Here is a 26,623-nt window from a genome sequence, read left to right as displayed (position 1 = left end):
TTTTAAGCATGTCTTCTAATTTTGCACAACTTAGTACAGATGCTTTGTCTCCTGGTCAACTACCTGAGTCAGTCAAAGCTTTGCTCAAAAGAGCCCACATCAATCGTTTTCCAAAACGCTCAACGATTATTGATGCAGGTTCAGAGTCAAAATCACTGTATTTAATTTTAAAAGGTTCAGTTTCAATTATTTTACGTGAAGATGATGAACGTGAAATTGTTGTTGCATATTTGAACCCTGGGGACTTTTTTGGGGAAATGGGATTATTTGAGCAGAATCCACAACGTACTGCGGAAGTAAGAACCCGTGACGTATGTGAAATTGCTGAAATTTCATATGATAATTTCCACGAAATTAGTAAACAATATCCTGACTTAAGTTATGCAGTATTTGCACAACTTGTTCGTCGTTTAAAAAATACAACACGCAAAGTAACTGACCTTGCATTTATTGATGTATCTGGTCGTATTGCGCGTTGTTTAATTGATCTTTCAGCACAGCCTGAAGCGATGATCTTGCCAAACGGCCGTCAAATCCGCATTACTCGCCAAGAAATTGGTCGTATCGTGGGTTGTTCCCGTGAAATGGTTGGTCGTGTTCTAAAAACACTTGAAGAACAAGGCATGATCGAAACCGACGGTAAAGCCATCCTTATATTTGATGTATCTTTGGAAGAATCTAATTTTTCTGAAGACGAACTAAGCACAGATGATGAATAAAGCTTGAGAACAAATTTGAGAATTTAATTCCTTAAAGAATTATGTTGAATGGGATAAATATCAAATATTGTCAAAAAGTTAAAATATAGTTTAAAAGCAAACTCCCGAGTTTGCTTTTTTCATGTTGCGATAAATACACAGAGAATTACTGTGAGCTAGTCTCATGACCATGCTATAAAACAAGACCAAGCTAAAATGAGCATTTTATAAAAGAATCAGATAACTTTATCTTATTTTGATAATTAGAAACATTCTTTCACTTAGTTATCAAATTTAAATTACGTTATTATTCTCATAAGATACTGAATATTAATTTTGAAGGACATAAAATGAAGTCAAATCGTTTAGGGCATTCTGATCTTGTGGTCCCTGAAATTTGTTTAGGTACCATGACCTTTGGTGAACAGAATAATCAGAATGAAGCATTTGAACAACTTGCTTATGCACTCGATCAAAATATTCATTTCTGGGATACTGCTGAAATGTATCCCGTACCCCCTAAACCAGAGACACAGGGATCGACTGAAACCATCATAGGGAATTGGATTGCTCAAAACGGTCAGCGTGACAAACTTATCATTGCCACAAAAATTGCAGGCCCCCAACAAGGTGGCAGTCAAATTCGTGATGGGCATACCAAGTTTATAGAAGCAGAGATCAGTAGTGCTATTGATAGCTCGCTCAAGCGCTTACAAACAGACTATATAGATCTTTATCAACTGCATTGGCCACAACGCCCTGTTAACTTCTTTGGCACGCTGGGCTACAGCAATCAGCTTGCGGCACGTACACAAGACATCACCCCGCTTGCTGAAACTTTAGAAGCACTCTCAAAAGAAGTTAAAAAAGGGCGTATTCGTCATATTGGCTTATCCAATGAGACACCTTGGGGTACCTTAAAGTTTTTACATTTAGCTGAACAATTGGGCTTAGAAAAAATAGTGAGCGTACAAAACCCTTATAGTTTGCTCAATCGTACTTATGAAATTGGAATGTCTGAGATCGCACAACACGAGGGCGTTGGCTTACTCGCCTACTCCCCCTTAGCCTTTGGTTACCTAACTGGCAAATATCGCCACGACGCACGCCCTGAAAAAGGACGTATTACACTATTTTCTCGCTTTAGCCGCTATAGCAATCCACAGAGCGATTGGGCAACTGAACAATATGCACAGCTTGCAGAAAAACATGGTTTAACACTTACCCAATTGGCTTTGGCATTTATTAAACAACAATTTTTTGTGAGTAGTACCATTATTGGCGCGACTACGCTCGACCAACTAAAAGAGAATATTCAGGCCTTTGATACCCAATTGTCTGAAGAAATCTTATCGGAAATAGATGCGATTCATCAGCAGCAGCCAAACCCCGCACCTTAAGTACTGGTTTTAAAACACGTGTTGTTCTACATTGTTTTCAATAAAAAAGGATGCATAAGCATCCTTTTCTATTCGATAGGTTTTATCAAAAAACTTATCTTCCGCCTCGCGCAGTATAAACTGCCATTGCAGCAGGTAAATTCTTTTTCATTGCATTGATACGATTGACATCAGATGGATGTGTTGACAGTAATGCAGAACCCTTTCCTCCACCCTGTTTCGCCATTTTTTCCCATAAGGTAATTGCCGCTTGAGGATTATAGCCAGCTTTCGCCATCATCATTAAGCCGCCCTCATCTGCACGGCTCTCTAAACTACGTGAGTACGGTAAGCCTACCCCAACTTGGCTTCCCAAATCGAGCGCTGCATTGCCTAATTCACCAATTTGGCTGCCTGCATAAGATTTACCAATACCAACTGCAAGATTGGTCAACGCTTGCGCACCTAATTTTTGTTTAGAATGTTCCTCTAAAGCATGGGTCATTTCGTGGCCCATCACCGCAGCAACTTCAGCTTCAGATAGATTCAGTCGATTTACAATCCCTGTGTAGAAAACCACTTTACCACCTGGTGCAACATAAGCATTGATTTCATCTGACTTAAGTACTGCCAATTGCCAGTCAAATCTTTGACCCGTTTGGTTCATTTGATCTGCAAAAGGTTTTAATCGAATAAATGCTGCATTCACTTTTTTATAAGTTGCAGAAGTTGTATCTAGAGTCTTATTCAAACGTGCTTCTTGCACTGTTTTATTAAAGCCTTGCGTTGCATTTAAATTAAGCGTTGCAGAATCAGCACCAGCCATATCTGCGATAGTTGAGCACCCTGAAATTGAAATGGCAGTCGCCGCACAAAGACTAAGCATTAATTTATTGTTCATTATAATCAACTCCATGGAGAACAAATAAAAGCATTGTGGATTATATGCAAATGTTACATAAGGATAAATCAATAAAATCCATTAATTCATATTAATTATGTAAGTGAAATATCACAAAAATTGAATCGCCAACCAATATATGAGACAAATCACATTCAGCGTCAAATATATGTTTTTCAATGGAATAATCTTTTGTTCTAAATGTTGATCATTTCTTTTGATAAACAAAAACGCATTCTGGATCAAAATAATAGGAACCAGTACACATGCAACCATCACACTCAGACCAAGCAATGCATTATTGATGATATTCAGATCATTGGTTTGAGCTTGAATAATCAGCATTGCGATCGTTGGAGCACCGCCCATAGCAAAAATCAGAGAATAAAATATCGTGCTCGATATATTCTTTTGCATCCTACAAACTCAATGTGTATCTAAAAATACATTTTAACAAGCTAAACTTGAAAACCTAGTCTAATTGATATCGACTTTAGTATTTTTAGCTGTCAATAAAAAGCCCGATTTTCATCGGGCTTAGCGTTCTGCGATCAAATTACTTTTTAACAACAGACTGATAGATTTGCTTTGCTTCAACCATGTTTTTGTTTAAATCTGAAATACGGTCATTATTTGATGGGTGTGTTGAAGTGAACTTCTGTACACCATTATTACTACCACCATCAATCTTGTTCATTTTTTGCCAAACGCTGATTGCTGCTTCAGGATTATAGCCAGCTTTCGCCATAAGCATTAATCCACCACGGTCAGCAGACGACTCTAAACTACGTGAATATGGCAAACCTACACCATATTTACTTCCGATATCTAAAGCTTGAGTGCCAACTGAGCCCAATTTATCGCCTGCATAAGTTTTGCCCATTTTCACAGCAAAATCTGTAATTGCAGTTGCGCCAGCACCACGTTTAGAATGCTCTTCTAAGGCATGGGTCATTTCATGTCCCATAATGGCAGCAATTTCAGCATCAGTCAGTTTCAATTGATTGACAATACCTGTAAAGAAAACAACCTTACCGCCAGGCATGACAAATGCATTGAGTTCATTGGATTTAAGCACGCTCAATTGCCAGTCAAATTTTTGACCCGTTTGATTTGCTTGATCAGCAAAAGGTTTCATCTTTAAGAAAACAGCATTAACTCGTTTATATGTTGCAGATGTTGTATCAAGTGCTTTTTGTGCCTTTGCATCTTCAACAAGAAGTTTATAATCTGCTGCTGCATTGATGTTTAACGTCGCGGAATCATTACCCGTTAATTCAGCAACAGTGGTACACCCTGTTAAGCCTATAGCCAACCCTAAGCCAAGTAATAGTTTCTTGTTAATCATTATTTTCACCAAATTTCATAGATCTTATTGCAAGCTTCAAAACGAAGCTCAGCTCTTAGCGGCTGAATTATGTTGTATTTTACAAAAAAAATCAAAATATAATCACACTTTATTTAAAACACCTAAAAATAATAACAAAAAAAGCTCCCGAAGGAGCTTTTTAAAGATTGAATCAATTAAGCATCAAATGGATGACGCATCACAATTGTTTCATCACGATCTGGACCTGTTGAAATGATGTCGATAGGACATTCAATCAACTGCTCAATACGTTTTACATAGTTAATTGCATTTTGTGGCAATTGATCCAATGATTTCGCACCAAACGTAGACTCAGACCAACCTGGCATAGTTTCATAAATTGGTTTTAATGTTTCAAATGCAAGTGCATCTGTAGAACCTACACAACCTGAATCCGCAGCTTCATAACCGATACAGATTTTCACTTCTTCCAAACCATCTAAAACATCAAGTTTAGTTAAGCAAATACCTGATAATGAGTTTACATCTACAGAACGACGTAAGATTTCAGCATCAAACCAACCACAACGACGCTGACGACCAGTCGACGCACCGAATTCTGAACCCACAGTACCCAAATGTTTACCAACTGCATCACCAACATCATTGGCAGCATCATAAACAAGCTCAGTTGGGAATGGACCTGCACCTACACGAGTTGTATAGGCTTTGGTAATTCCCAAAACATAGTCAAGATGCAATGGACCAAGACCTGAACCAGAACTTACCCCACCAGCGGTAGTGTTCGATGAAGTTACATACGGATATGTACCATGATCGACATCAAGAAGTGAGCCTTGCGCACCTTCAAACATGATATTTGCACCATCTTTACGATAGTCATGCAATGTTGTAATCACATCTAAAACTAATGGCTTAACCACTTCGCGCCATTGATCACAAAGTGCCAACACATCTTCAACTTTAACGGCTTCAACACCGAAGAATTGAGTCAATTGGAAGTTATGGTATTCAAGAAGCTCTTCAAGCTGTGCTTTAAGATGTTCGCCACCGCGAACTAAATCCGCAACACGGATCGCACGACGTGCTACTTTATCTTCATAAGCAGGACCAATACCACGACCCGTTGTACCGATTTTGGCATTACCACGTTTCTTCTCACGCGCTTGATCAAGTGCAATATGGTGAGGAAGAATCAACGGACAGTTTGGAGAAATACGTAGACGTTCACGAACGGGTACGCCCTCTTTCTCAAGAATATCCATCTCTTTGATCAATGCTTCAGGTGAAAGTACAACACCATTGCCAATTAAGCAAAGTACGTTTTCACGTAAAATACCTGATGGAATGAGGTGAAGAACTGTTTTCTTACCACCAACGACGAGCGTATGCCCTGCGTTATGTCCGCCTTGATAACGTACTACCGCAGCTGCTTGATCTGTGAGCAGGTCAACGATTTTACCTTTACCTTCGTCGCCCCATTGGGTACCGAGTACCACAACACTTTTGCCCATAATAGCCTCATTACATCATGCTGTTAAAATAGAAAACCAAATCGAATGACATGAACATTCAATCTGATACTTAAATTGTTTCGATTTTCCACTCACCAGCAACATTCACCATCTGGTGGGTTGCATTTGGAACTGAGTTTAAATCGTCATTACCCAATAACTGAATTACACTTAAACCTTGTTGACGTGCTACGGCAATCGCATCCAGCAAAGTGGATTCGGTACCTTTCGGTGCAACCACTTTTTCAATCTGTTGACGTTGACCCGCACTTAAGGAATACAAGTCACAAGAAAAACCCGTTGCAGGACGCGCGCGTCCAAAGTGTTCACCAATACCATCATAACGACCACCTTGTGCCAACGGCGCAGCACGGTTTGGCGCATACACCGCATACATTAACCCAGTGTGATAATGGTATGAACGAAGCTCTACAACATCGATACCAATATTGAGTTTTGGCCAACGTGCTTGAATTTCTGTATATGTTGTTTTAAGTACCTCAAAAGCATTTTTAAATGCTTCATCAGCAAAAATCTCTGCGCTAATATTCGCTTGCAATGCATCCAGATCACTTGCATAACGACCTAAAGCATAAAAATCAGAACCAAATTCTAAATCTTGAGTGAATTCAGCAAGTTCTGGTAGTGCTTTGCGCTGATACAAATCAGATAAGTGGCTTTCTGTTGATTTGTTTAAACCCACATGTTTTACCAGACTTCTAAACAGTCCTACATGCCCTAAATCAAGATGGATACCATCAGCTAAACCCGCGGTATTAATCAGATTGAGCATCACGTCGATCATTTCAACGTCTGCGTCAATACTGTCTGATCCAAATAACTCTGCACCTAACTGAAGTGGTGCACGTGTGGTATTAAAACCTTGTGGTTTAGTATGAAGTACAGTTCCTGCATAGCAGTAACGCGCCACACCTTGTACTTGATGTACATGGGCATCAATACGAGCCACTTGTGGTGTCATATCGGCACGCACACCAAGTAAACGACCTGAAAGTTGGTCGATGACTTTAAAAGTGGCTAAGTCTAAATCTTGATTCGATTCGGAGAGAGAAGAAAGAGATTCGATGTATTCGATGAATGGCGTATACACCAGCTGATAACCTCGTGATGCGAGGAAATCTAAAGCTTCACGGCGCAATTTTTCAATTACTTGCGCTTGCTCTGGTAATACATCAGCTACACCATCAGGTAATAACCATGTCTCTGAAATGGGCATGTTGTAAACCTAAATCCTGTCAGCGCGGAAGTAATCCGCATAAAAAAATCGGGAACACACCCGATTTCTCTTATTTTAGCACGATCATCTGCGCCATGCATTAATAAAATAACTTTTGATGCCTAGATAATTTGACCACTTATACATAATTTAGGCAAAAAACTATCTATTACACATTGTTCCACTTCAATTCTTTGTATTTATTTAACTTTTTACACAAGTGTTGATTGCTATTTACGTTGTTCAAAATATAATTTATTCGTTTAGAAAAACAGCATCTATTTAAAGCAACTGAAATACTAAAAACTGGGGAAGTATGGAACTACATAGCAACTTATATTACACGCATCCAAATACGGAAATCTTGCAAAAGCTAGGCTGTTTATTTCAAGAGCATCGCGGTGAACAAGACAAATTTATTGCTGTTGCAGTTGAGCTCAATTCACAATTGGGGCAAGAACTTGCAGAAGATCTTTTAAACACAGTTGACAATATTGAGTTTGATTTGGGTCCTGAATCATTACACACTATTGCAGGCTATTCAGTTGCCCATTTTGTGCATGGTTCTTCGGGTGATGAGTTTATCGAAGCAATCCTACTTTTCTTAAAAGCATTACTCCCTGAAATTCACACACTGGCTTGGGGTTGTGGGGATGATGACCCGTGGGAATTTTGGTTTAAATTTGAAGGTGATGAATTGATTCGTGAAGATGATGAACCTTTCAATGATCCTGAACAAGATGACGAAATAAAATCTTCCATTTATACATGGTGGCATACAGGTTTACCTGAAAAAATCAAAGAAGGTTTCTTAAACCAAGCATAAATTTTTATTCAGATTTAAAGGGAAGTACAAAATCGAATCACTGTACTTCCCTGTTATTTAGAATCTTTCAACTATTTTAAATAGTCCTCGATACTGACCACTTGTGAAAACATTTGAAAGGCTGATAAACAGGCCGTTTGTACATCTTCTGCTTCAACCGTTCTGCCTGAATAGCTCAATTGACGCGTCGCTGTAGCGTCTGCAATGATCGTCGGTTGATAAGCAAATTCTGCCGCTGCACGTGACGTCGCATCAACACACATATGCGTCATCATGCCACTAATCACCAGTTTATCAACATTCAGTCGCTCTAATTCTGCTTTTAGAGTGGTTTGAAAAAAGCTATTGGGATAGTGTTTTTCAATCACAATTGAATCGGCCTTAACGCGTAAACCCGAATGTAGTGCGACACCCTGCGTTCCTGCTTGAAAAAATGTAGCATTGGGTTGATTGGCAATATGCTGTATATAAATAATCGGCTGCTCACGCTTTATAAATAGATCTTCCAATCGATTGATGTGTTTTAAAGCCTGTTCCGCACAGAACAACTCCATCTTCCCTTGAGGAAAATAATCGTTTTGGACATCTATTACTAATAATGCAGTTTGGCTCATGGTGTTTTCCTAACCCTTGTGTTGATGTTTTTATAAGATTAATCAAAACAGCTGGCGATTTGCAGTCACTCATGAAAGAATAATCGATTAGAAACTTTCAAACTGAAAATTTGTTCAATTCACTATGTTGCCAAATGACCCAATTGACCTCAAAATTTTAAAAATACTAAAAACTGATTCTCGCTTAAGCAATAAAGAGATCGGAAAGTTAGTACACCGTACAGGGCAAGCTGTAGGAAGTCGCATTGCACGAATGCAAGATGAAGGCACAATTCAGAAATATACAATTACGCTACAGCATCAATTAACACAATTTATACGTGTGATGATGCAGAATAATGAATTTGAACAGTTTGAAGCATTTATCGCTCAATTTGAGTCAATTGAAAGTTGCTATAAAGTCTGTGGTTCCGCTTGCTATATGCTGGTTGCGCATTTTGATAGTCATGCAATTAATTTATTTATCGAGCAACTCTCTGAATGGGGGCAATATTCAGTAGATAGTGTCGTAAGAGCAATTGAAACTCAGGCTTAATTTTATATCCAAATCCATATCATGTAAGAATAACAAATGAAATCTTCAGAAAAAACATTACGCGAACATAGTAAATTTCTAAGTTTAGTACTTCGACATCAACCAGAAACCATTGCAATCCAACTCGACTCCGAAGGCTGGACGGATGTACATATCCTTTTACAGCAAATGATCAAATACAAAAGACCGCTTAAACTCGTAGAGTTGATCGAGATTGTTGAAAGTAGTGATAAAAAACGCTTCCAGCTCTCACCTGACCAAAGCAAAATCCGCGCAGTACAAGGTCACTCTAGTGCTCAGGTTCAACGGGAGTATGCTGCTATCACGCCGCCCGATACCCTTTTTCATGGCACAGCAACTCGCTTTGTTGACAGTATTTTAGAAAAAGGCTTAATTTCAGGTAAGCGTCATCATGTGCATTTATCTGCTGATTTAGTCACAGCACAAAAAGTGGGACAACGGCATGGCAAAGTCATCATTTTCATCCTAGACACCAAACAGATGCACCACGATGGTTTCCAGTTTTATTGTGCTGAAAATGGGGTTTGGTTGACGGAACAAGTGCCGATAAAATATTTAAAGTTATTCGAAAGCGAATCAAAAAAACTAATCCAATGGTAAGGCTGTGGTCTTTTTGATCTTCTGTAAAGGGATTTCAGTTTTGACATTCTGGATCCCTGGAATTTTATTTAAATGATTAATTTGAAATTTACGATATGCCTCTAAATCAGAAACCACAATACGTAAGAAAAAATCACAATCACCTGCCATAAGTTGACATTCAACAATTTCAGAAATATTCATAATGCTTTCGATAAATCGATTGACCGCTTGTTCATCCTGACTCTTTAACCAAATTCGTGCAAAGACTGTCAAACTGAGATCTACTTTGTGTGGATTGACCAATGCAACATATTGATCAATGATTCCCTCATCTTCTAGTTGCTTTACTCGTCTTAAACAAGGTGAAGCGGATAAACCGATCTGTTCTGCCAATTCATTATTTTGTAGTTTTCCATTACGTTGTAATGCACACAAAATACGCCGATCTATCTGATCCAATTTCATAAAATTATTTCTAGTAGATAAAACCAAAAAATAACATATTCCAGCAATAATATTGCAAAAATTATTTTACAAGCAGCAAGTTTAGCGAAATATAGCGAATCATTTGGCATAAAATAAAAATCACCTTGTTTTAGCGACCATTGAGCGACTCATGTTAAGTTTTAAGAACACTACGACTGAACTGACCTATTCAATTGAATTTAGAGAGTTTGTACGTGGGCTTAAAACCTCTATTCCAATGCTACTGGGTATTATCCCTTTTGCGTTGGTTTTAGGAACACAAGCAGCGCAAAAAGGTTTTTCTGCCTTAGAAGTTCCTTTATTAACAGGACTCAATTTTGCTGGTGGTTCTGAGTTCGCCATTATTGAAGTCTGGACGCAGCCACCTCAATTATTGTTTTTAATTCTGATCACTTTTCTGGTCAACAGCCGACATATTTTAATGGGTGCAAGTTTAGCACCCTATATTCGACATTTGCCCAATCGTAAAGCCCTTCCATTATTGTTTTTTATGTGTGATGAAAGTTGGGCCCTTAGCATTACGGATGCACACAAACAAAACCCTCGCAATCCCTATGCAGGATTTAGTGTATTTTTTTATATCGGCCTTTGTTTTGCGTTATATGTCATGTGGGTGGTTTTTACCACGATGGGAGTCGGCATTGGTTCTTTCCTAGGCGATGTCACAAAGTTTGGTTTTGACATGGCATTTCCCGCAGTTTTTCTGGTGCTTTTACGTGGAATGTGGAAGGGCTTTAAACCCGCTCTGCCTTGGTTGATTAGCCTGATCGCGGCAGCACTGGCCTATTATTATCTACCCAAAGGCTGGTATGTATTGATTGGTTCTATTTCAGGAATTATTGCTGCGTTCTTATTAATTGGAGATGAAGAATGATTCATATGACGACATTCATCGCCATTGTTTGTGTGGGATTAACAACCTATTTAACTCGAATCTTAGGTTATTTACTGTTAAAAAATAGACACCTTAGCAAAAGAACCACACGAATTTTACAGGTGATCCCCGGCTGTGTTTTGATATCAGTGATTGCACCTTACTTTGTTACGGATCAACCAGCCAACTTGATTGCAATTATCATCACACTGTTCGCAGCTTGTTATTTTTCATTATTACCCACTGTACTGATCAGTATCATTGCAACAGGGATCTTGAGATACTTTATGCTTTAAACGTTCTCAATAGCCTGTCACTCCTGACTTGATGCAATTCAAAACCTCAATTAAGGTTTTGAATTTTGCTGTAATATTTTAATTAATTCAGCATTTTGAAACTCAACTTGAGTCAAACGTGTTGAGGTATTGTCTAAAACTTCCTGCTGTACATGCATTTTTTTAGCCAAATCTTGCATAATTTGTAAGGTCTGTTTGAGATGTTGCTCTTGTGCATGGATCTGTTGCTCATGATTCTGCACATGCTTAAGCCATTCAAGGTTTTCTTTCTTTAACTTTCCCATTTGCCAAATCACAAACATCATGGCCAGATAAAGAATCACAATAACCAAATATATAAAAAACATCATTTACCCCCAACAAAACACGTCAATCTTCGTCTTGATTAAACTCAAGTCATTAAAGTTATTTTAAAGTGATGAATATTTATAATAATCCATGAATTTTTCATCACAGTCTGATAAATATTAGATTAATAAAATGATTCACACAAATCTAACAAGCGATTTGCATAGCCCCATTCGTTATCATACCAAGCAAACACTTTCGCCTGTTGACCTACGACCATAGTTTGAGTCAGATCAACAATCAGTGAATAAGGTGAATGATTAAAATCACTTGAAACCAATTGCTCATCTGTGACAGACATAATTTCAGCATAATCATATTTTGCTGCTTGAATTAAGGTTTGGTTAATTAAATGAGCTGTTACTGGCGCTTTAGCAATAAATGTTAAATCAATGGCGGCAACATTAATTGTTGGTACACGGATTGAAAAACCATCAATACGGTTTTCCATTTTGGGCATGACTTGTTTTAATGCACCCAAAGCAGAAGATGTAGTTGGAATAATATTTTGTCCTGAGGCACGTGCGCGGCGTAAATCTCGATGTGCATGATCCAATACAGATTGATCCGCAGTGACCGCATGGATTTCAGTCATTAATGCACTGTCAATTCCAAATGCATCATCAATAATTTTGACCAAAGGGACTAAAGCTTGTGTGGTACATGACACACCCGAAATAATTTGATCACTAGCTTTAACATCATGATGATTTACCCCATAAACAATGGCAGCATCAACAGTATCAAAAGGTGCTGCACCGATAATGACACGTTTTGCACCTGCTGTTATATGCTGCGTTGCAGCAGCTCTTGATCGAAACAGCCCTGTACATTCTAAAACAACATCAATATTTAAATCTTTCCAAGGCAATAATTCAGGATTGGCTTGTCTTAAAATTTGCACTTTCTGTTTAATTTGCCGTGCGTCAATCGACATATAAAGCTGCCCATGTTCTTGTACGATATTCACTGCACCGTCAAAGCGGCCATGGGTAGTATCGTATTTAAATAAATGAACCAGCGTTTCAACATCTGCAATATCGTTAATGGCAACAATTTCAAAATGGAAGTTTTTCGGATTTTCAAACCAAGCGCGTAATACATTCCGTCCAATTCGCCCGAATCCGTTTATTGCCACACGTTGCATCAGATGTCCTTTTACAGCCAAACTACTTTATGCGCTATATGTTATAAGATTTAGCGTGACTACTGTTAGAATATGCTTTATTTAGTCATAAAAATTTCTCAAAAATAATTTTTTGATTCAGCTAGGATAAAAATAAATGTATCCATCCATTAAAAATATTTTTAAATTAAATCAATTATTTTATCTTTACTGCATGATTTTACTAGCCTTTCTATATACACAACCAACACATGCACAAAATCTCTATTCAAACTGCTCAGAAACACTGACTCAACAACTCATCCAAAAATTCAACTTAAACACACAACAAAATTTAGATGCGCGTTATCCTGTATTCCAAACCTGCTTAACGATCAGTAAACACCAACAGATTATTGCAATCAGCGATCCTGTTGCTATGCAATCTGACTTTGCGGATTATGATTTAAATTTATATTTGATCGATACCGCATCTTCAAAAATTTTAAATCATTATACTTATCCAAAAACCATCTCTTCCGATACCAGTCAGTTTGAAAATTTAAAATTTGATATCAATCCTTACTCTAAAACTCCCCATACTCATGTTATTGGATTAGCCTTAACTTATGGGCATTCTGGAGGAATGTATTATACAATTCGTGAATTAAAACTATTTCAAATCAATGCTGCTAAAGTTCAGCTCGTTTTAGATAATTTTATGACTAATTTTTCAGGTGGTAATACGCCGTCTAGATGTGAAACTGATGTACAAACCGAGACTCAAATTTTACTTCACTCCTTAAAACAAAACAGTCATGGTCTAGCTGACATTCAATTAACGGAAAAAACAGAGCGTATAACACTTAACGAAAAAAACTGTAGTACCCACCGTATTGCCAAAAAGCAACGTCATATCATGAAATTTGATGGGAAAAAATATCGTTTTGAACATCTTAATTTTTTAGACTTTGGAATTTAATTGTATTTTGAACTTTTTAGAGATGAGCGCATGAAAACATTACAAATTGTATTGAACACTGCACTGCTTTTTATTGCTGGAAATAGTTTTGCAGCACCTTATCAAGCTTGCTCAGAACAATTACAAGATTCTTTAATTCAAAAATTTAAACTGACTAACCCACGTTTTGCCAATACTGAAGCCAAAACATATCAAAGCTGTATCAATTTGGACAATCAACAAAAAATTCAGCTTATTGCAATCAGTCAACCAATTGCTTATAAATCTTATGATGAAATGGAACATGATCTGAATTTATATTTAATTGACTCTTCTCAGCATAAAATTCTGCAAAAGTATAAAGCACCAGAAACTTTTTACTCAGATGCAGATCATTATGATGGTGCACAACTCCATACGACCCGTTTTTCAACATTAACTGATATTGATGTCGTGGGAATTGAAACTTCATCGTCGCATCAAGGTGGTTTCACTTATAGTCACAGTAATTTAACTTTATTTAAAGTTAATCCTAAACACCCCATTAAAGAAATTGGCGGTATCAGCATGAATGATAGCGGCGATGAACGAATTGGAAACTGTCCAGAGAATAGTAATTCAGAGGTGAGAAGTATCCTCATTTTATCAAATAAAACGACACATGGCTTACAGGACATGATTTTAAAAGAAACCAAAAACCAGACCAAAACCAACTATAAAACCTGCACTTCTGTGAAAAAACAATATAAGCAACAACAAACGCTTAAATTTAATGGTCAAGTATATAAATTTGAGCATCATAACTTTTTAAGTATTGATCCTTTTTAAGCAAGCTTAAATCCGATAATGGCAATGTAGCTATGTTTTAAATTTATACAACCAAAATTTACCCCAGGCTAAAGTTGAAAATGTATAGAAATACCAATAATTCACCTTAAAATCATTGGTGGACACTACATTTTCCGTTATACTTTGGCGTTTTTAAAAATAAGCCCGTGTGGTGACTGAGCGCAAAAATCAGACTCAGCAACGCACTTTTAGCCAATATGAAAATTAAGGAGTGACTTGGTTGTGAGTACTCGTTTTATGACAACTGCTGAAATACGTGAAGCATTTTTGCGCTACTTTGAATCGCAAGGACATACACGTGTCGCGTCAAGTTCACTTGTACCTGCCAATGACCCTACTCTGCTTTTTACCAACGCAGGGATGAACCAGTTTAAAGACTGTTTCCTTGGATTAGAAAAACGTGACTATGTTCGTGCAACGACGTCGCAAAAATGTGTCCGTGCAGGCGGTAAGCACAACGACTTAGATAATGTCGGTTATACAGCACGTCACCATACATTCTTTGAAATGTTAGGCAACTTCTCTTTTGGTGATTATTTTAAGCGTGACGCGATTCGTTTTGCTTGGGATTTCCTTACTGGTGAAGAATGGTTAGCACTACCTAAAGATAAATTATATGCCACTGTTTATCATACAGATGATGAAGCGTTTGACATTTGGAACAAAGAAATTGGCTTAGCTGCAGATCGTATTATCCGTATTGGTGACAATAAAGGCGAAAAATACGCTTCTGATAACTTCTGGGCAATGGGTGATACTGGTCCATGTGGTCCTTGTTCTGAAATTTTCTTTGACCATGGCGATCATATTTGGGGTGGCTTACCGGGCACACCAGAAGAAGATGGCGACCGGTTTATTGAAATCTGGAACAACGTTTTCATGCAGTTTAACCGTACTGCTGATGGCGTACTGCATAATCTTCCTGCACCATCTGTAGATACAGGCATGGGCTTGGAACGTATTTCTGCTGTTTTACAGCATGTCAATTCAAACTATGAAATTGACCTATTCCAAGACCTATTAAAGTCTGCTGCTGAAATTATTGGTGTTGATACATCTGAAGCGGTTGCAACTGCTCAAGCAAACAATAAACCTATTGAATACCCTGCTTCACTTAAAGTGGTTGCAGACCATGCACGCTCATGCTGTTTCCTGATTGCAGATGGCGTTAACCCTTCAAATGAAGGTCGTGGTTATGTATTGCGTCGTATTATCCGTCGTGCAGTACGTCATGGTAATAAAATGGGCGCAACGGGTACATTCTTCTACAAAATGTTGCAACCATTAATCGATGCCATGGGCACTGCTTATCCTGAGCTTGAACAACGTCGTAATGTTATTGAAGCAGCTTTGATTCGTGAAGAAGAATTATTTGCCAAAACGCTTGAACAAGGCTTAAAACTGCTTGAAGGTGAATTAGCCAACCTCAAAGGTAAAACCATTCCAGGTGAAACCGTCTTTAAACTTTACGACACTTATGGCTTCCCTGCTGATTTAACCGCAGATATCGCACGTGAACGCGAATTGGAAATTGACGAAGCTGGTTTTGAAGTTGAAATGGCAGCACAACGTCAACGTGCACGTGATGCAGGCAAGTTTGCTGTTGACTATAACAATATTGTGAAAGTAGATAGCGAAACTCAATTTAATGGCTATGAAGCAACTCAAGGTCAAGGTCAAATTATTGCGATCTATAAAGATGGCATACAAGTTGATGAAGTTGTTGAAGGCGATGAAGCACTAATTGTATTAAACCAAACACCTTTCTATGCAGAAAGCGGTGGTCAAATTGGTGATACAGGTCTGTTCAAAAACGATACTGGTATTTTTGAAGTTCAAGATACTAAAAAATCTGGTGGCGCTTTTGTCCATCAAGGTATCGTGACAATGGGAAGCCTAAAAGCGACTCAAAATGTAGAAGCAATTGTAAAAGCAGATCTTCGTGAAGCAACTGCACGCAACCACTCTGCAACTCACCTTTTACATGCCGCTTTACGTCAAGTATTGGGCGAGCACGTACAACAAAAAGGTTCTTTGGTCGCTTCTGACATTTTACGTTTTGACTTTGCCAATGACCAACCGGTGACATTTGAACAAATTCAACAGGTTGAACGTATTGTAAACCGCGAAGTGATTGCAAACACCGCCGTTTCTACTGAACTTTTAGACATCGATGCTGCGAAAGAAAAAGGCGCAATGATGTTGTTCGGTGAAAAATATGGTGATGAAGTTCGTGTACTTTCTATGGGTTCAATCCAAGATGAGAAAAATTTCTCTATCGAACTTTGTGGTGGTATCCATGTAAAACGTACTGGCGATATTGGTCTGTTTAAAATCACCTCTGAAAGTGGTGTTGCAGCAGGTGTTCGTCGTATTGAAGCTGTTACGGGTACCAAAGCGCTTGAAATCGTTCAAAAATTTGATGCAGATATTTTGCATATCAACGATTTATTAAAAGCACAGAAAGATCAAACTGTTGAAAAAGTTCAATCAACGCTAGAAACAGCACATCAATTGCAAAAACAAATTGAGCAATTGAATCAAAAATTGGCGAATTTCCAAGCCTCTGATTTAATCAGTCAAGTGACGGAAATTGCGGGTCGCCAAACACTTATTGCCACAGTTCAAGGACAAGATGCGAAGTCTGTTCGTCATCTTCATGACAGTGTCAAATCAAAATTAGATAATGCAGTGATTGTGCTTGCGGCTGTAGAAGGTGACAAAGTTAGTCTTATCGCATCTGTAGCTAAAGATTTCACTGCAAATCTAAAAGCGGGTGACATCATCAAACACTTAGCAACTGAGCTTGGTGGTAAAGGTGGTGGTAAACCTGACTTAGCACAAGGTGGCGCGCCACTAAACGAGAAGTTTGAACAAGTGATGGCAGATTTAACTGCTTGGCTTGCTCAAAAATAATACTTCACTTTTGTGTAACTGACCCTAATGCCGATTAGGGTCATGGCTTATATGGAACAACTATGGCATTAATCGTTCAAAAATATGGCGGTACTTCTATGGGTACTCCCGAGCGCATTTTAAATGTTGCTCGTCGTGTAAAGCGTTGGCATGACCACGGCCACAAGGTTGTAGTGGTTGTATCTGCAATGAGTGGTGAAACAAACCGCTTATTGGCTTTAGCGAAAGCCATTACCGAAACCCCTGATCCTCGTGAACTAGACCAAATGGTGTCTACGGGTGAACAGGTAACGATTTCAATGTTAGCAATGGCGCTCAATTCAATTGGTGTTGAAGCTAAGTCACTCACAGGTCGCCAAGTTGGTATCAAAACTGACAGCGCGTTTACCAAAGCCCGTATCGAATCTATTGATACAGATGTGATGACAAATCATTTGGATGCAGGTCGTGTCATTGTTGTTGCAGGCTTCCAAGGTTTCGACATCGATGGCAATACAACAACTCTAGGCCGTGGCGGTTCTGATACCTCTGGTGTTGCACTTGCTGCGGCATTAAAAGCAGATGAATGTCAGATTTACACAGATGTGGATGGGGTTTATACCACTGATCCTCGTGTTGCACCTAAAGCAAAAAAAGTTGATCGTATTTCATTTGAAGAAATGCTTGAAATGGCATCTCTCGGTTCTAAAGTATTGCAAATTCGTTCTGTTGAATTTGCAGGAAAATACCAAGTGCCTTTACGCGTATTATCAAGTTTTGATAATGACAATGATGGCGCATTCGACGAAGATTTCAAAAACAATGTCGGAACACTAATCACTACTGAAGCGGAAGACAATATGGAACAGCCAATTATTTCTGGTATCGCATTTAACCGTGACGAAGCTAAATTAACAATTTTAGGTGTCCCTGATGAACCAGGTATTGCGTCTAAAATCTTATCGCCTATTGGTGCTGCAAACGTTGAAGTGGATATGATCATCCAAAACGTTGAAGAAGATGGCACAACTGACTTCACTTTTACCGTGAATCGTGGTGAGCTTAAAAAAGCCAAAGCAATCCTAGAAGAAACGGCTACAGCGATTGGCGCGCGTGAAGTTGCTACGCGTGATGACATTGTTAAAGTGTCAATTGTTGGCGTAGGTATGCGTTCTCATGCAGGTGTTGCAAGTAAAATGTTTACTGCACTTGCAGATGAAGGGATTAATATCCTGATGATCTCAACTTCTGAAATCAAAATTTCTGTGATTATTGAAGAAAATTACTTAGAACTTGCGGTTCGTTCACTCCATACAGCCTTCGGTTTAGACCGTGAACATGGCGAATCGAGTGCGCGTGCATAATTTTTGATCAAATATAGCTACTTATTCGCTGTTTTGACCAAGAAAAAATCAGAGCCACTATAGTGTTTTCTATAGTGGCTCTGTTATATTAGTTTTTGAGGTTTTAGAGAAATTTCAATAGAGCAACGTGAAAATGAAAAATTTGTCACATTATTCTGTTAAAATTATCGGTGCTATTTAAAGTTGTGTTTTCTAGTTTTTAGAAATTCATCGCAGGTTTAGCGTTTAAGCAAGGAGATAAACATGCTGATTCTGACCCGCCGTGTCGGAGAAACTTTGATGATTGGGGATCAAGTCAGTGTTACTGTGCTTGGTGTTAAAGGCAACCAAGTTCGTATTGGTGTAAATGCCCCAAAAGAAGTTTCTGTACATCGCGAAGAAATTTATCAACGTATTCAACATGAGCGTGCTATGCACGAGCATTTGCAACATATTGATCAAGATTATCAACCTTCTTTTGAAGATGATAATTCGCAAAACACCTATAATCGTTAAGATTATAGTGGTTTTGGAAACTAAAGCGGCTTTTAAGCCGCTTTAAATTTTTATTGATCAGTAAAAAACATCATCCGTTTTATTCAAGACCTAGTGCTTTTCTGACTGGTGAATAGCTACGACGATGTTGATCAATCACACCATGTTCAGCAATGGCTTCAAAGTGTGCTTTGGTTGGATAACCTTTATGTTTTGCAAAACCAAATTGCGGATATAACTTGTCTAACTCAACCATTTCATGATCACGCGTTACTTTGGCCAAAATACTTGCCGCACTAATCTCAGCATGTAAAGCATCCCCGCCTACCACCGCATCACAGCTCATGCTTAAGCCTTTAGGAACTTTATTGCCATCTACAAGCACATGTTCTGGTAGCGTTTTAAGTGCCTCTACAGCACGTCGCATCGCCAATAATGAAGCTTGTAAAATATTCAGTTCATCAATTTCTTGATGTGTTGCTTCAGCAATTGCCCAAGCAATCGCTTTTTCCTGAATTTCAATGAATAACTTTTCACGTTTTTTTTCAGTTAATTTTTTAGAATCATTTAAGCCTTGAATTGGCTTGTTTGGATCTAAAATTACTGCAGCCGCAACCACAGAGCCAACCAATGGACCTCGTCCTGCTTCATCTACACCAGCAACTAACATTTTCTTTCCTATCATAAAAGAAGCTCAACAGGTTTTATCTGAGTTCATAGATCATCATCTTGAAATGATGACAGATTGAAAGCCCTTTTCTTTGTACATAAATTCAATCGGCTGATCAAAATTTAGAATATTTTACTTCGCGTGAATGACGCCATATAAAGAAAACAGCATTAATCCTAAGACCATGAATTTATCAATATAGAAAATCTGTATCAATAAATTCATATGCCTTTGATGCTTTAATGCAATTATCTCATCGCTTCCGCAACACATGCATTAATTGTTTTTGTCACCACATTTGAAACAATCGTAGCACGCGCTTGAGGGTCTAAAGCAGCTGTTGCCAAATCTACAGTGCTGACACTTTGTGGTGCTTTTTCACTGACACAACCACAAATTTCACTTTGTACATTGTTTTTCTGATCTGCAGTCATGACTTTTGTTGCAGTCTTCCAAGCAGGTAAATTATTCAGTTCAGTTGTACATTTCGCATTGATCGCAATTTTAAGCGCAACACCACCTAACTGCTGAGTTGTTGATGCTGCTGCAGCACCTGTTGGGTCATTGGTCGCGCAAGCCGATAGAGCTAAAGCGATTGAAGCAAGAAAGACAACGCGTTTTTTCACAATTTTTTCCTTTTTATGAGATAAAGCTAGGCTATTTTGCCTAAACTTATACTTGGATTAAACTAAAAATTTGAATAATCACCTCATTAGACGCTAAATGGATAAATATTTCACAATTATTGCTTTAAGCGTTGCAAATTTAAAACAATACGTTGAGTTTTTAGAACTGATTTCTTTTAATAAAATCCATATTATAAGCACTAAATTAAATCGGAATCTGTGTCATGCAACAAAAATCACAATACTATACAAGGACAGCACAATGGTTGCATTGGATTATGGCAATCATCTTTATTACCGCTTGGGTCATTGGTTTTTATAGTGGCAATTTTTTAAGCTATGATGTCGATGGGCCGTTTAAAGGTGATGTCATTACCTTACATAAGAATATTGCATCGGTGATTATCTTTTTAGTGATTATCCGTATCTTTTGGCGTTACACTCACCCTGCACCTGAACTACCTGAAACCATGTCACCATTGATGAAAACTTTGGCTCATTTAGGTCATTTGGGTTTATATTTCATGTTATTGGCATTGCCAATCACAGGATGTTTATTTAGCTGGAGTGCTGGTCATCCCGTGCCTGTATTGTACTTATTTGAGATTCCAAGACTTGTACAAGATAACCCCGATTTAACAGCGATTGTAAAACCTTTACATATTTATATTTCATGGGCTGCAGGCTTACTTCTTGTCGGACATGTTCTGGCTGCGCTCAAACACCATTTCATTGATAAAGACAATGTATTGAAAAGTATGACACGACAAGGTTAGTTGAATATAAATTAAAAAATCTAGCAAAGCACATCAAAACGGTGTGCTTTTTTATATTTTTATTGTGGTTTAAATTTATGCTGCTTAAATTCTAGATCTTTACTTTAATGCTTCTTTTGCACAACCTTTTAAACTATTCATCACCGCCTGTTGAATCAGCTTATTTTTTGCAGCTTCATTAAACGTTGCCATAACCAGCTGTTTAGCAGGGACATCATTCAAAGCATTCTCACTGACACAGCCACAGATTTTTTGCTGTGCATGTTGCTGTTGTGTAGCTGTCCATAAAAATGAGGATACTTGCCAAATCTTTGACGCTTTTAATTCACTGGCACACTGCTGTTCGATTAAAGGTTTTAACATCTTATGCGTAATCGTTTCTGTGCTTGAGTCTGCACATGCAACAGTCACAGGTAAAATAATGAATAAGGTTAGACTTGTTAAAAATTTCATTCTATTTTCCTCATGAAAAAAAGCAGTGTTCACACACTGCTTTTATAGGCTTAAAGAATATAGCTTGATTTAAGCCAATTGATCAATTTGATTGTTCCATTTTTGCTTTTCTTCATTTGAAATAAATGACGCTTCAAATGAATTTTTTGCCAATTGCTTTAACTCTGTATTGGAAAGATCTAGCGCTTCAGCAATCGAAATAAAATTATCATTCATATAGCCACCAAAATAAGATGGGTCATCTGAATTGACAGTCACATGCACACCCTTTTGCAATAAACGGTGAATATTATGTTGTGCCATATCATCCACCACGCACAATTTTAAATTGCTCAGTGGGCAAACAGTCAAAGGCATCTTTTCTGCGATTAAACGTTGCATCAGTGCTGGGTCTTCTTCTGAACGCACCCCGTGGTCAATACGGTTTACTTTTAATAAATCTAAAGCTTCCCAGACATATTCAGCAGGCCCTTCTTCTCCCGCATGCGCAACCACCAAGAAACCTTCTTTGCGTGCTTGAGCAAAAACCCGTTCAAACTTAGCTGGTGGATGCCCAACTTCGCTTGAATCTAAACCTACAGCAATAATTTGATCTTTATATGGCAAGGCTTGCTTTAACGTTTCAAATGCTGCTTCTTCACTTAGGTGACGCAGGAAACACATGATCAAATGAGAGCTTATACCCAACTTTGTTTGAGCATCATCGCATGCACGCTGTAGGCCATTGATCACCGTTTCAAATGCAATACCACGGTCGGTATGTGTTTGTGGATCAAAGAACATTTCAGTATGTACAACTTTATCTTCTGCACATTTTTCAAAATATGCCCAAGCTAAATCATAAAAATCTTGTTCATTGATCAGTACATTGGCACCAGCATAATAAATATCAAGGAAAGACTGTAGATTATGAAAGTTATACGCTTGTTTAACTTCTTCTACAGATTTATACGGGATATCAATCTGATTACGCTGAGCTATCGCAAACATCAGCTCAGGCTCAAACGTGCCTTCGATATGTACATGGAGTTCTGCCTTAGGTAAGGCACGAATAAGTTCTAATCTATTCACGTTTTTCCTCAAACTTATTAAATTAAATTTCAATCATCCAAATCGCTTGGATTCATTTCAATCTGATTAAAACAAAAAAGGGTGCAAACCTGAGTTTACACCCTTTTCTTACTTAAATTTATTAACCACCAAATGCAACGAATTTAATCACCCAGAGCACAGCAATGATCCAAACCATATATGGAACTGTTTTTGCTTTACCTGTAAATAATTTAACCAATGCATAGCTGATAAAGCCCATTGCGATACCATCTGCAATAGAATAAGCAAATGGCATAAATACAATGGTTAAAAATGCTGGAACTGCCTCAGTAATATCATCCCATTCAATATTGATGATGCCTTGAATCATCAACACACCAACGAATAATAATGCTGGAGCAGTCGCAAATCCAGGAACAGATTGAGCCAGTGGTGCTAAAAATAAACACGCTAAAAATAAAATACCGACAACAACTGCAGTTAAACCTGTACGACCGCCTGCAGCAACACCCGCAGATGACTCAATATAAGGCGTTGTTGATGATGTACCCAAAGCAGCACCGGCAACAATTGCAGTTGAATCTGCAAATAGCGCTTTTTTCAAACGTGGTAATTTACCGTCTTTCAATAAACCAGCACGATGTGAAACCCCGACCAATGTTCCTGTTGAGTCAAATAAATCAACCAAGAAAAATACGAAAATCACGCCGACTAAACTTACCGTAAATAAGTTTTCAAAATTCATTTGCATGAATGTCGGTGCAATAGAAGGAATCGAACCAACAACCCCTTTAAATTCATTTAAACCTAAAGCTGTTGCAATACCAGTGATTGCTAAAATACTGATAATAATTGCGCCACGAATTTTATAGTGGTGCATAATCACGATCAGGAAAAAACCCAATAAAGTCAGTAATACTGTAGGTTGTTTTAAATCACCCAAACCTACTAAAGTTGCTTGATTTGCAACAATAATGCCTGAGTTTTTCAATGCAACCAGTGCAAGGAATAATCCAATACCACCACCGATTGCAAATTTCAATGACATTGGAATCGCATTGACAATGGCTTCACGGATTTTAAACATGCTAATTGCAATAAAGACAAGTCCGGAAACAAATACAGCAGCCAAAGCGGTTTGCCACTCAACGCCCATACCTAAACAAACGGAATAGGTAAAATAAGCATTCAGCCCCATACCTGGTGCAAGTGCAATCGGATAGTTTGCAACAACCCCCATGACCAAACAACCAATCGCAGCGGCTAAACACGTTGCCACAAATACGGCGCCATGATCCATACCTGTTTCTGAAAGAATCAATGGGTTAACAATGATGATGTAGCACATTGTTAAAAATGTCGTTAAACCTGCCAGTATTTCGGTTCTAAACGTTGTTTTGTTTTCGCTTAGTTTAAATAAGCGTTCAAGCAAACCCGCTGAAGGATTTGGATTCGTCATTGTTGAGCCCCTGTTAAGTTTGAGCTATTCGTTGATAAAATCGAGTTCATTTAAAAAATGCTAAATGCCGTCAATTAAGGCCATAATTCAGCATTCAATAAACATACCAAAATGACATTTCCGATAAAAAACTTGAATTAAAAAAGCTGCAGATTAGCAGCTTTCATTTTCTAGAAGGTTTAACGGTCGTTATCGATTACATATTACAAATTATAACATACAGTTTAAATAATTTTATCAATCTGACGCTTTTAGTCATCCAATTCATGTGAACTCAGAAGTTTAATGCTTTAAGGATATACAGTGCCTAAATCAAATCACGGTATTACTTACTTTGAAATGATTGTGATTATTAGGATTAGACTCAATTTTCCGAATGGTTAAATTCGCATCTTTGATAATATCTTGCATTTCTTGTTGTTTTTTTTGTTGTGAATCGACATAAGAAAAATAGCCTAGAAATATCACACTACTCAACACGAAAAAAGTTACAAGCTTTACCATTTCAAAATCAAATCAAGGTATAAATTTCGCTGATTATACACATAAACGTGACATAAATAACACTTTAACAATAAAATTGTCTGACAAATCACAAGTATTAACTTGCGCTTTCATAGTGCATACTAAATTTTAGAGCCTGCTATACATCTAAAATGGTGCTATTTATTTTAAATAATGATTAAAAAACAACATTAAACTTAATCAATCAAACACAGCTTTTAAATACATAAAGTCTTCAATAACAAGAGTTTAGACGGCTTAGCTTACACACTTTAAAATGCATGTAAGCTTTTAAAGTGTGTAAGCTTTTAAATCAGTAATGTTTAAATACACTATTCAAAGATTTAAGCCAAGTCACTTAAGTTTTTACATCGTGCCTTCAACTTATATTGCCACCTAAGGCTGCAATCAGTTGGGCTGTATTTTTTAACTGCAACTGTTTGAGCTGTAAAGTTGCCTGTTCCGCCTGTAAGGTTAAATTCTGTGCGGTAACCACTTCTAAATAACTGACTAAGCCTGCATGATAACGACGAGTTACAACTTGTTCATTTTCTAAAGCAAGTTTAAATAGTTGAGCCTGTTCAGATTGTTGCTGTTTAAAACTGGATGACTGTAAAAGCGCGTCTTCCACCTCTTTCCAACCCGTTAAAACAGCCTGTCTATACGCTGCTGCTTTTTCAGCATAACTGGCTTGTGCTTGTGCAATCTCAGCCTTACGTTTTCCACCGTCAAATATCAATGCCGTTGTTTGTAAGCCCGTCGACCACAAATACTGTGGTGCTTGAAACAGTTGACTCAACACGCGGCTATTTAATTCACCCGTTAAACCAATACTGAGATCAGGTAACCATGCTGTTTGAGCCAAGCCCAATTGGGCATGTGTTGCCGCCAATTCACGTTCAGCACGGATCACATCAGGACGCTGGATCAGCATCCGACTTGGTAGCTGAGTTGGTAATAGTGGAACTTGAAAGTGCTGTTTCTGTTTGGCCAATTGAAATTGAGCAACTGTTTTACCTTGTACCACAGCTAAAATATTTTCTTGTAAATCACGTTCCCGCTGGGTTTCTATCTGCTGGATTTGCACTTGCTTGAGCTGTGTTTCAGCCTGTATCACATCCGCGCGCGCGATCATTCCAGCAACATATTGGTTATTTAAAATTTTGACGGAACGCTGATAACTGTGTTGGGTTTGTCGTAAAACATCCAATTGTGCATCCAGTACTCGGATATTCCAATAGGTTTCTGTGCCCAATAATTGTTGATTGAGTTTGACTGCGGCTAAGTCAGCCTGTGAAGCCCCTAAGTTTGCCTGTTGTCCTTCAATCGCTTTGGCGACTCTGCCCCATAAATCAGGAATCCAACTGACCTGAACACCCGTCGTAAATTGGTTGTTTGGCGTACTGTCCTTTGTTCCACTACGTTGTGCAGAACCATTTAACTTTAAACTTGGCAAACGGTTAGCGCGTTGCTGCTCAAGTAAGGCATTGGCTTGTTGATAGCGTGCTTCAGCTTGTTTCAGACTCAAATTTTCTTGATTCAATTGTTGCATCAATTGACTGAGAATAGGGTCTTGATAGATTTCCCACCAAGTGTTGGCATTGACGCCTAAGCTTGAGGTTTTTTTCCAATTTAAAACAGCATATTTATAATGATCATCCGTTTGAAGGACTGGCACTTTATATTCAGGCGGATGCAACACAACAGTAGAATTGCATGCAGTCAATATCAATAACACACTAAGGCACATGACATTTTTAACGATTAAACTCTGCATTATATTTTCCTATTTA

General features: G+C 38.1%; 28 protein-coding genes. 13 read left to right on the top strand and 15 right to left on the bottom strand.

Annotated features, from left to right (window positions below):
* Positions 1 to 8 precede the first annotated feature (8 nt).
* The gene (gene crp / locus M2R48_RS08845) at positions 9 to 719 is read left to right on the top strand and encodes a cAMP-activated global transcriptional regulator CRP (protein WP_004721139.1); all 711 of its coding nucleotides are present in this window, start codon (positions 9 to 11) and stop codon (positions 717 to 719) included.
* Between the two features lie 329 nt (positions 720 to 1,048).
* The gene (locus M2R48_RS08840) at positions 1,049 to 2,098 is read left to right on the top strand and encodes an NADP(H)-dependent aldo-keto reductase (protein WP_262085817.1); all 1,050 of its coding nucleotides are present in this window, start codon (positions 1,049 to 1,051) and stop codon (positions 2,096 to 2,098) included.
* A 94-nt stretch (positions 2,099 to 2,192) separates the two neighbouring features.
* On the opposite strand, the gene M2R48_RS08835 is transcribed toward M2R48_RS08840, so the two are convergent.
* From M2R48_RS08835 to M2R48_RS08815, 5 genes are all read right to left on the bottom strand, one after another.
* Entirely contained in the window at positions 2,193 to 2,978 is a 786-nt protein-coding gene (locus tag M2R48_RS08835) for a M48 family metallopeptidase (protein ID WP_004721143.1), read from the bottom strand.
* 111 nt (positions 2,979 to 3,089) lie between these two features.
* Entirely contained in the window at positions 3,090 to 3,395 is a 306-nt protein-coding gene (locus M2R48_RS08830) for a hypothetical protein (protein WP_056510530.1), read from the bottom strand.
* A 139-nt stretch (positions 3,396 to 3,534) separates the two neighbouring features.
* Positions 3,535 to 4,326, bottom strand: coding sequence for a M48 family metallopeptidase (locus tag M2R48_RS08825; RefSeq protein WP_262085816.1), 792 nt, complete (start codon positions 4,324 to 4,326; stop codon positions 3,535 to 3,537).
* 176 nt (positions 4,327 to 4,502) lie between these two features.
* Positions 4,503 to 5,822: an adenylosuccinate synthase gene (locus tag M2R48_RS08820; RefSeq protein ID WP_004721148.1), complete on the bottom strand. Its 1,320-nt coding sequence runs from the start codon at positions 5,820 to 5,822 to the stop codon at positions 4,503 to 4,505.
* A 70-nt stretch (positions 5,823 to 5,892) separates the two neighbouring features.
* Positions 5,893 to 7,059: an ATP phosphoribosyltransferase regulatory subunit gene (locus tag M2R48_RS08815; RefSeq protein WP_056510528.1), complete on the bottom strand. Its 1,167-nt coding sequence runs from the start codon at positions 7,057 to 7,059 to the stop codon at positions 5,893 to 5,895.
* A gap of 316 nt (positions 7,060 to 7,375) precedes the next feature.
* On the opposite strand from M2R48_RS08815, the gene M2R48_RS08810 reads away from it, so the two are divergent.
* A complete protein-coding gene (locus M2R48_RS08810; protein WP_262085815.1) occupies positions 7,376 to 7,885 on the top strand; it encodes a hypothetical protein in 510 nt (169 codons plus the stop codon).
* A gap of 71 nt (positions 7,886 to 7,956) precedes the next feature.
* Here the strand turns inward: M2R48_RS08810 and M2R48_RS08805 are convergent, their stop codons facing one another.
* The gene (locus tag M2R48_RS08805; RefSeq protein ID WP_209826325.1) at positions 7,957 to 8,499 is read right to left on the bottom strand and encodes a cysteine hydrolase family protein; all 543 of its coding nucleotides are present in this window, start codon (positions 8,497 to 8,499) and stop codon (positions 7,957 to 7,959) included.
* Positions 8,500 to 8,623: 124 nt separating this feature from the next.
* Between M2R48_RS08805 and M2R48_RS08800 the strand changes: the two genes are divergently transcribed.
* Both M2R48_RS08800 and M2R48_RS08795 read left to right on the top strand, forming a co-directional pair.
* Entirely contained in the window at positions 8,624 to 9,034 is a 411-nt protein-coding gene (locus tag M2R48_RS08800; protein ID WP_262085814.1) for an Lrp/AsnC family transcriptional regulator, read from the top strand.
* Positions 9,035 to 9,070: 36 nt separating this feature from the next.
* Positions 9,071 to 9,655 (top strand): RNA 2'-phosphotransferase, encoded by a 585-nt coding sequence (locus M2R48_RS08795; protein ID WP_262085813.1) that lies wholly within the window; start codon positions 9,071 to 9,073, stop codon positions 9,653 to 9,655.
* On the opposite strand, the gene M2R48_RS08790 is transcribed toward M2R48_RS08795, so the two are convergent.
* A complete protein-coding gene (locus M2R48_RS08790; RefSeq protein WP_262085812.1) occupies positions 9,641 to 10,102 on the bottom strand; it encodes an Lrp/AsnC family transcriptional regulator in 462 nt (153 codons plus the stop codon). The two genes, M2R48_RS08795 and M2R48_RS08790, sit on opposite strands and share 15 nt — an antisense overlap.
* 151 nt (positions 10,103 to 10,253) lie before the next feature.
* On the opposite strand from M2R48_RS08790, the gene M2R48_RS08785 reads away from it, so the two are divergent.
* Together M2R48_RS08785 and M2R48_RS08780 are read left to right on the top strand one after the other, a co-directional pair.
* Positions 10,254 to 10,997, top strand: coding sequence for an AzlC family ABC transporter permease (locus M2R48_RS08785; RefSeq protein WP_105712859.1), 744 nt, complete (start codon positions 10,254 to 10,256; stop codon positions 10,995 to 10,997).
* Complete coding sequence (locus M2R48_RS08780) at positions 10,994 to 11,293, top strand: AzlD family protein (RefSeq protein ID WP_262085811.1); 300 nt, start codon at positions 10,994 to 10,996, stop codon at positions 11,291 to 11,293. The genes M2R48_RS08785 and M2R48_RS08780 overlap by 4 nt, the downstream gene beginning before the upstream one ends.
* A 50-nt stretch (positions 11,294 to 11,343) precedes the next feature.
* On the opposite strand, the gene M2R48_RS08775 is transcribed toward M2R48_RS08780, so the two are convergent.
* Positions 11,344 to 11,640 carry a hypothetical protein gene (locus M2R48_RS08775; RefSeq protein WP_004721164.1) on the bottom strand — a complete coding sequence of 99 codons (297 nt, stop codon included), beginning with the start codon at positions 11,638 to 11,640 and terminating at the stop codon, positions 11,344 to 11,346.
* 125 nt (positions 11,641 to 11,765) lie between these two features.
* Positions 11,766 to 12,788 carry a type I glyceraldehyde-3-phosphate dehydrogenase gene (locus M2R48_RS08770; protein WP_262085809.1) on the bottom strand — a complete coding sequence of 341 codons (1,023 nt, stop codon included), beginning with the start codon at positions 12,786 to 12,788 and terminating at the stop codon, positions 11,766 to 11,768.
* 193 nt (positions 12,789 to 12,981) lie between these two features.
* Between M2R48_RS08770 and M2R48_RS08765 the strand changes: the two genes are divergently transcribed.
* The 5 genes from M2R48_RS08765 to csrA all read left to right on the top strand — a co-directional run bounded on the left by M2R48_RS08765 (position 12,982) and on the right by csrA (position 19,310).
* On the top strand, positions 12,982 to 13,728 hold the full coding sequence (locus M2R48_RS08765) for a hypothetical protein (protein WP_262085808.1): 747 nt from the start codon (positions 12,982 to 12,984) through the stop codon (positions 13,726 to 13,728).
* 30 nt (positions 13,729 to 13,758) lie between these two features.
* A complete protein-coding gene (locus tag M2R48_RS08760) occupies positions 13,759 to 14,535 on the top strand; it encodes a hypothetical protein (RefSeq protein WP_262085807.1) in 777 nt (258 codons plus the stop codon).
* A gap of 243 nt (positions 14,536 to 14,778) precedes the next feature.
* Entirely contained in the window at positions 14,779 to 17,472 is a 2,694-nt protein-coding gene (gene alaS / locus M2R48_RS08755) for an alanine--tRNA ligase (protein ID WP_262085806.1), read from the top strand.
* 62 nt (positions 17,473 to 17,534) lie between these two features.
* Entirely contained in the window at positions 17,535 to 18,815 is a 1,281-nt protein-coding gene (locus M2R48_RS08750) for an aspartate kinase (RefSeq protein ID WP_004721171.1), read from the top strand.
* Between the two features lie 243 nt (positions 18,816 to 19,058).
* Positions 19,059 to 19,310: a carbon storage regulator CsrA gene (gene csrA, locus M2R48_RS08745; RefSeq protein WP_004721174.1), complete on the top strand. Its 252-nt coding sequence runs from the start codon at positions 19,059 to 19,061 to the stop codon at positions 19,308 to 19,310.
* A gap of 79 nt (positions 19,311 to 19,389) precedes the next feature.
* Here the strand turns inward: csrA and rnhB are convergent, their stop codons facing one another.
* Positions 19,390 to 19,959, bottom strand: a complete 570-nt coding sequence (gene rnhB / locus M2R48_RS08740) for a ribonuclease HII (RefSeq protein WP_262085805.1) — start codon at positions 19,957 to 19,959, stop codon at positions 19,390 to 19,392.
* Positions 19,960 to 20,207: 248 nt separating this feature from the next.
* Entirely contained in the window at positions 20,208 to 20,585 is a 378-nt protein-coding gene (locus tag M2R48_RS08735; RefSeq protein ID WP_004820799.1) for a hypothetical protein, read from the bottom strand.
* A gap of 224 nt (positions 20,586 to 20,809) precedes the next feature.
* Here M2R48_RS08735 and M2R48_RS08730 point away from each other — a divergent pair, with 224 nt between their 5' ends.
* Positions 20,810 to 21,361 (top strand): cytochrome b, encoded by a 552-nt coding sequence (locus M2R48_RS08730; RefSeq protein WP_004721181.1) that lies wholly within the window; start codon positions 20,810 to 20,812, stop codon positions 21,359 to 21,361.
* A 99-nt stretch (positions 21,362 to 21,460) separates the two neighbouring features.
* Here the strand turns inward: M2R48_RS08730 and M2R48_RS08725 are convergent, their stop codons facing one another.
* From M2R48_RS08725 to M2R48_RS08710, 4 genes are all read right to left on the bottom strand, one after another.
* Entirely contained in the window at positions 21,461 to 21,814 is a 354-nt protein-coding gene (locus M2R48_RS08725) for a hypothetical protein (protein WP_262085804.1), read from the bottom strand.
* A gap of 69 nt (positions 21,815 to 21,883) precedes the next feature.
* The gene (locus M2R48_RS08720) at positions 21,884 to 22,885 is read right to left on the bottom strand and encodes an adenosine deaminase (protein ID WP_262085803.1); all 1,002 of its coding nucleotides are present in this window, start codon (positions 22,883 to 22,885) and stop codon (positions 21,884 to 21,886) included.
* A 121-nt stretch (positions 22,886 to 23,006) separates the two neighbouring features.
* Positions 23,007 to 24,326, bottom strand: coding sequence for an NCS2 family permease (locus M2R48_RS08715; protein ID WP_004721188.1), 1,320 nt, complete (start codon positions 24,324 to 24,326; stop codon positions 23,007 to 23,009).
* Between the two features lie 883 nt (positions 24,327 to 25,209).
* Positions 25,210 to 26,607: an efflux transporter outer membrane subunit gene (locus M2R48_RS08710; RefSeq protein WP_262085802.1), complete on the bottom strand. Its 1,398-nt coding sequence runs from the start codon at positions 26,605 to 26,607 to the stop codon at positions 25,210 to 25,212.
* Positions 26,608 to 26,623 lie beyond the last annotated feature (16 nt).

Source organism: Acinetobacter sp. I-MWF, from assembly GCF_025433935.1.
Lineage (GTDB): Bacteria > Pseudomonadota > Gammaproteobacteria > Pseudomonadales > Moraxellaceae > Acinetobacter > Acinetobacter guillouiae.
Note: the sequence above shows the minus strand (reverse complement) of the source record. Positions and strands in the feature narration are given on the sequence as shown.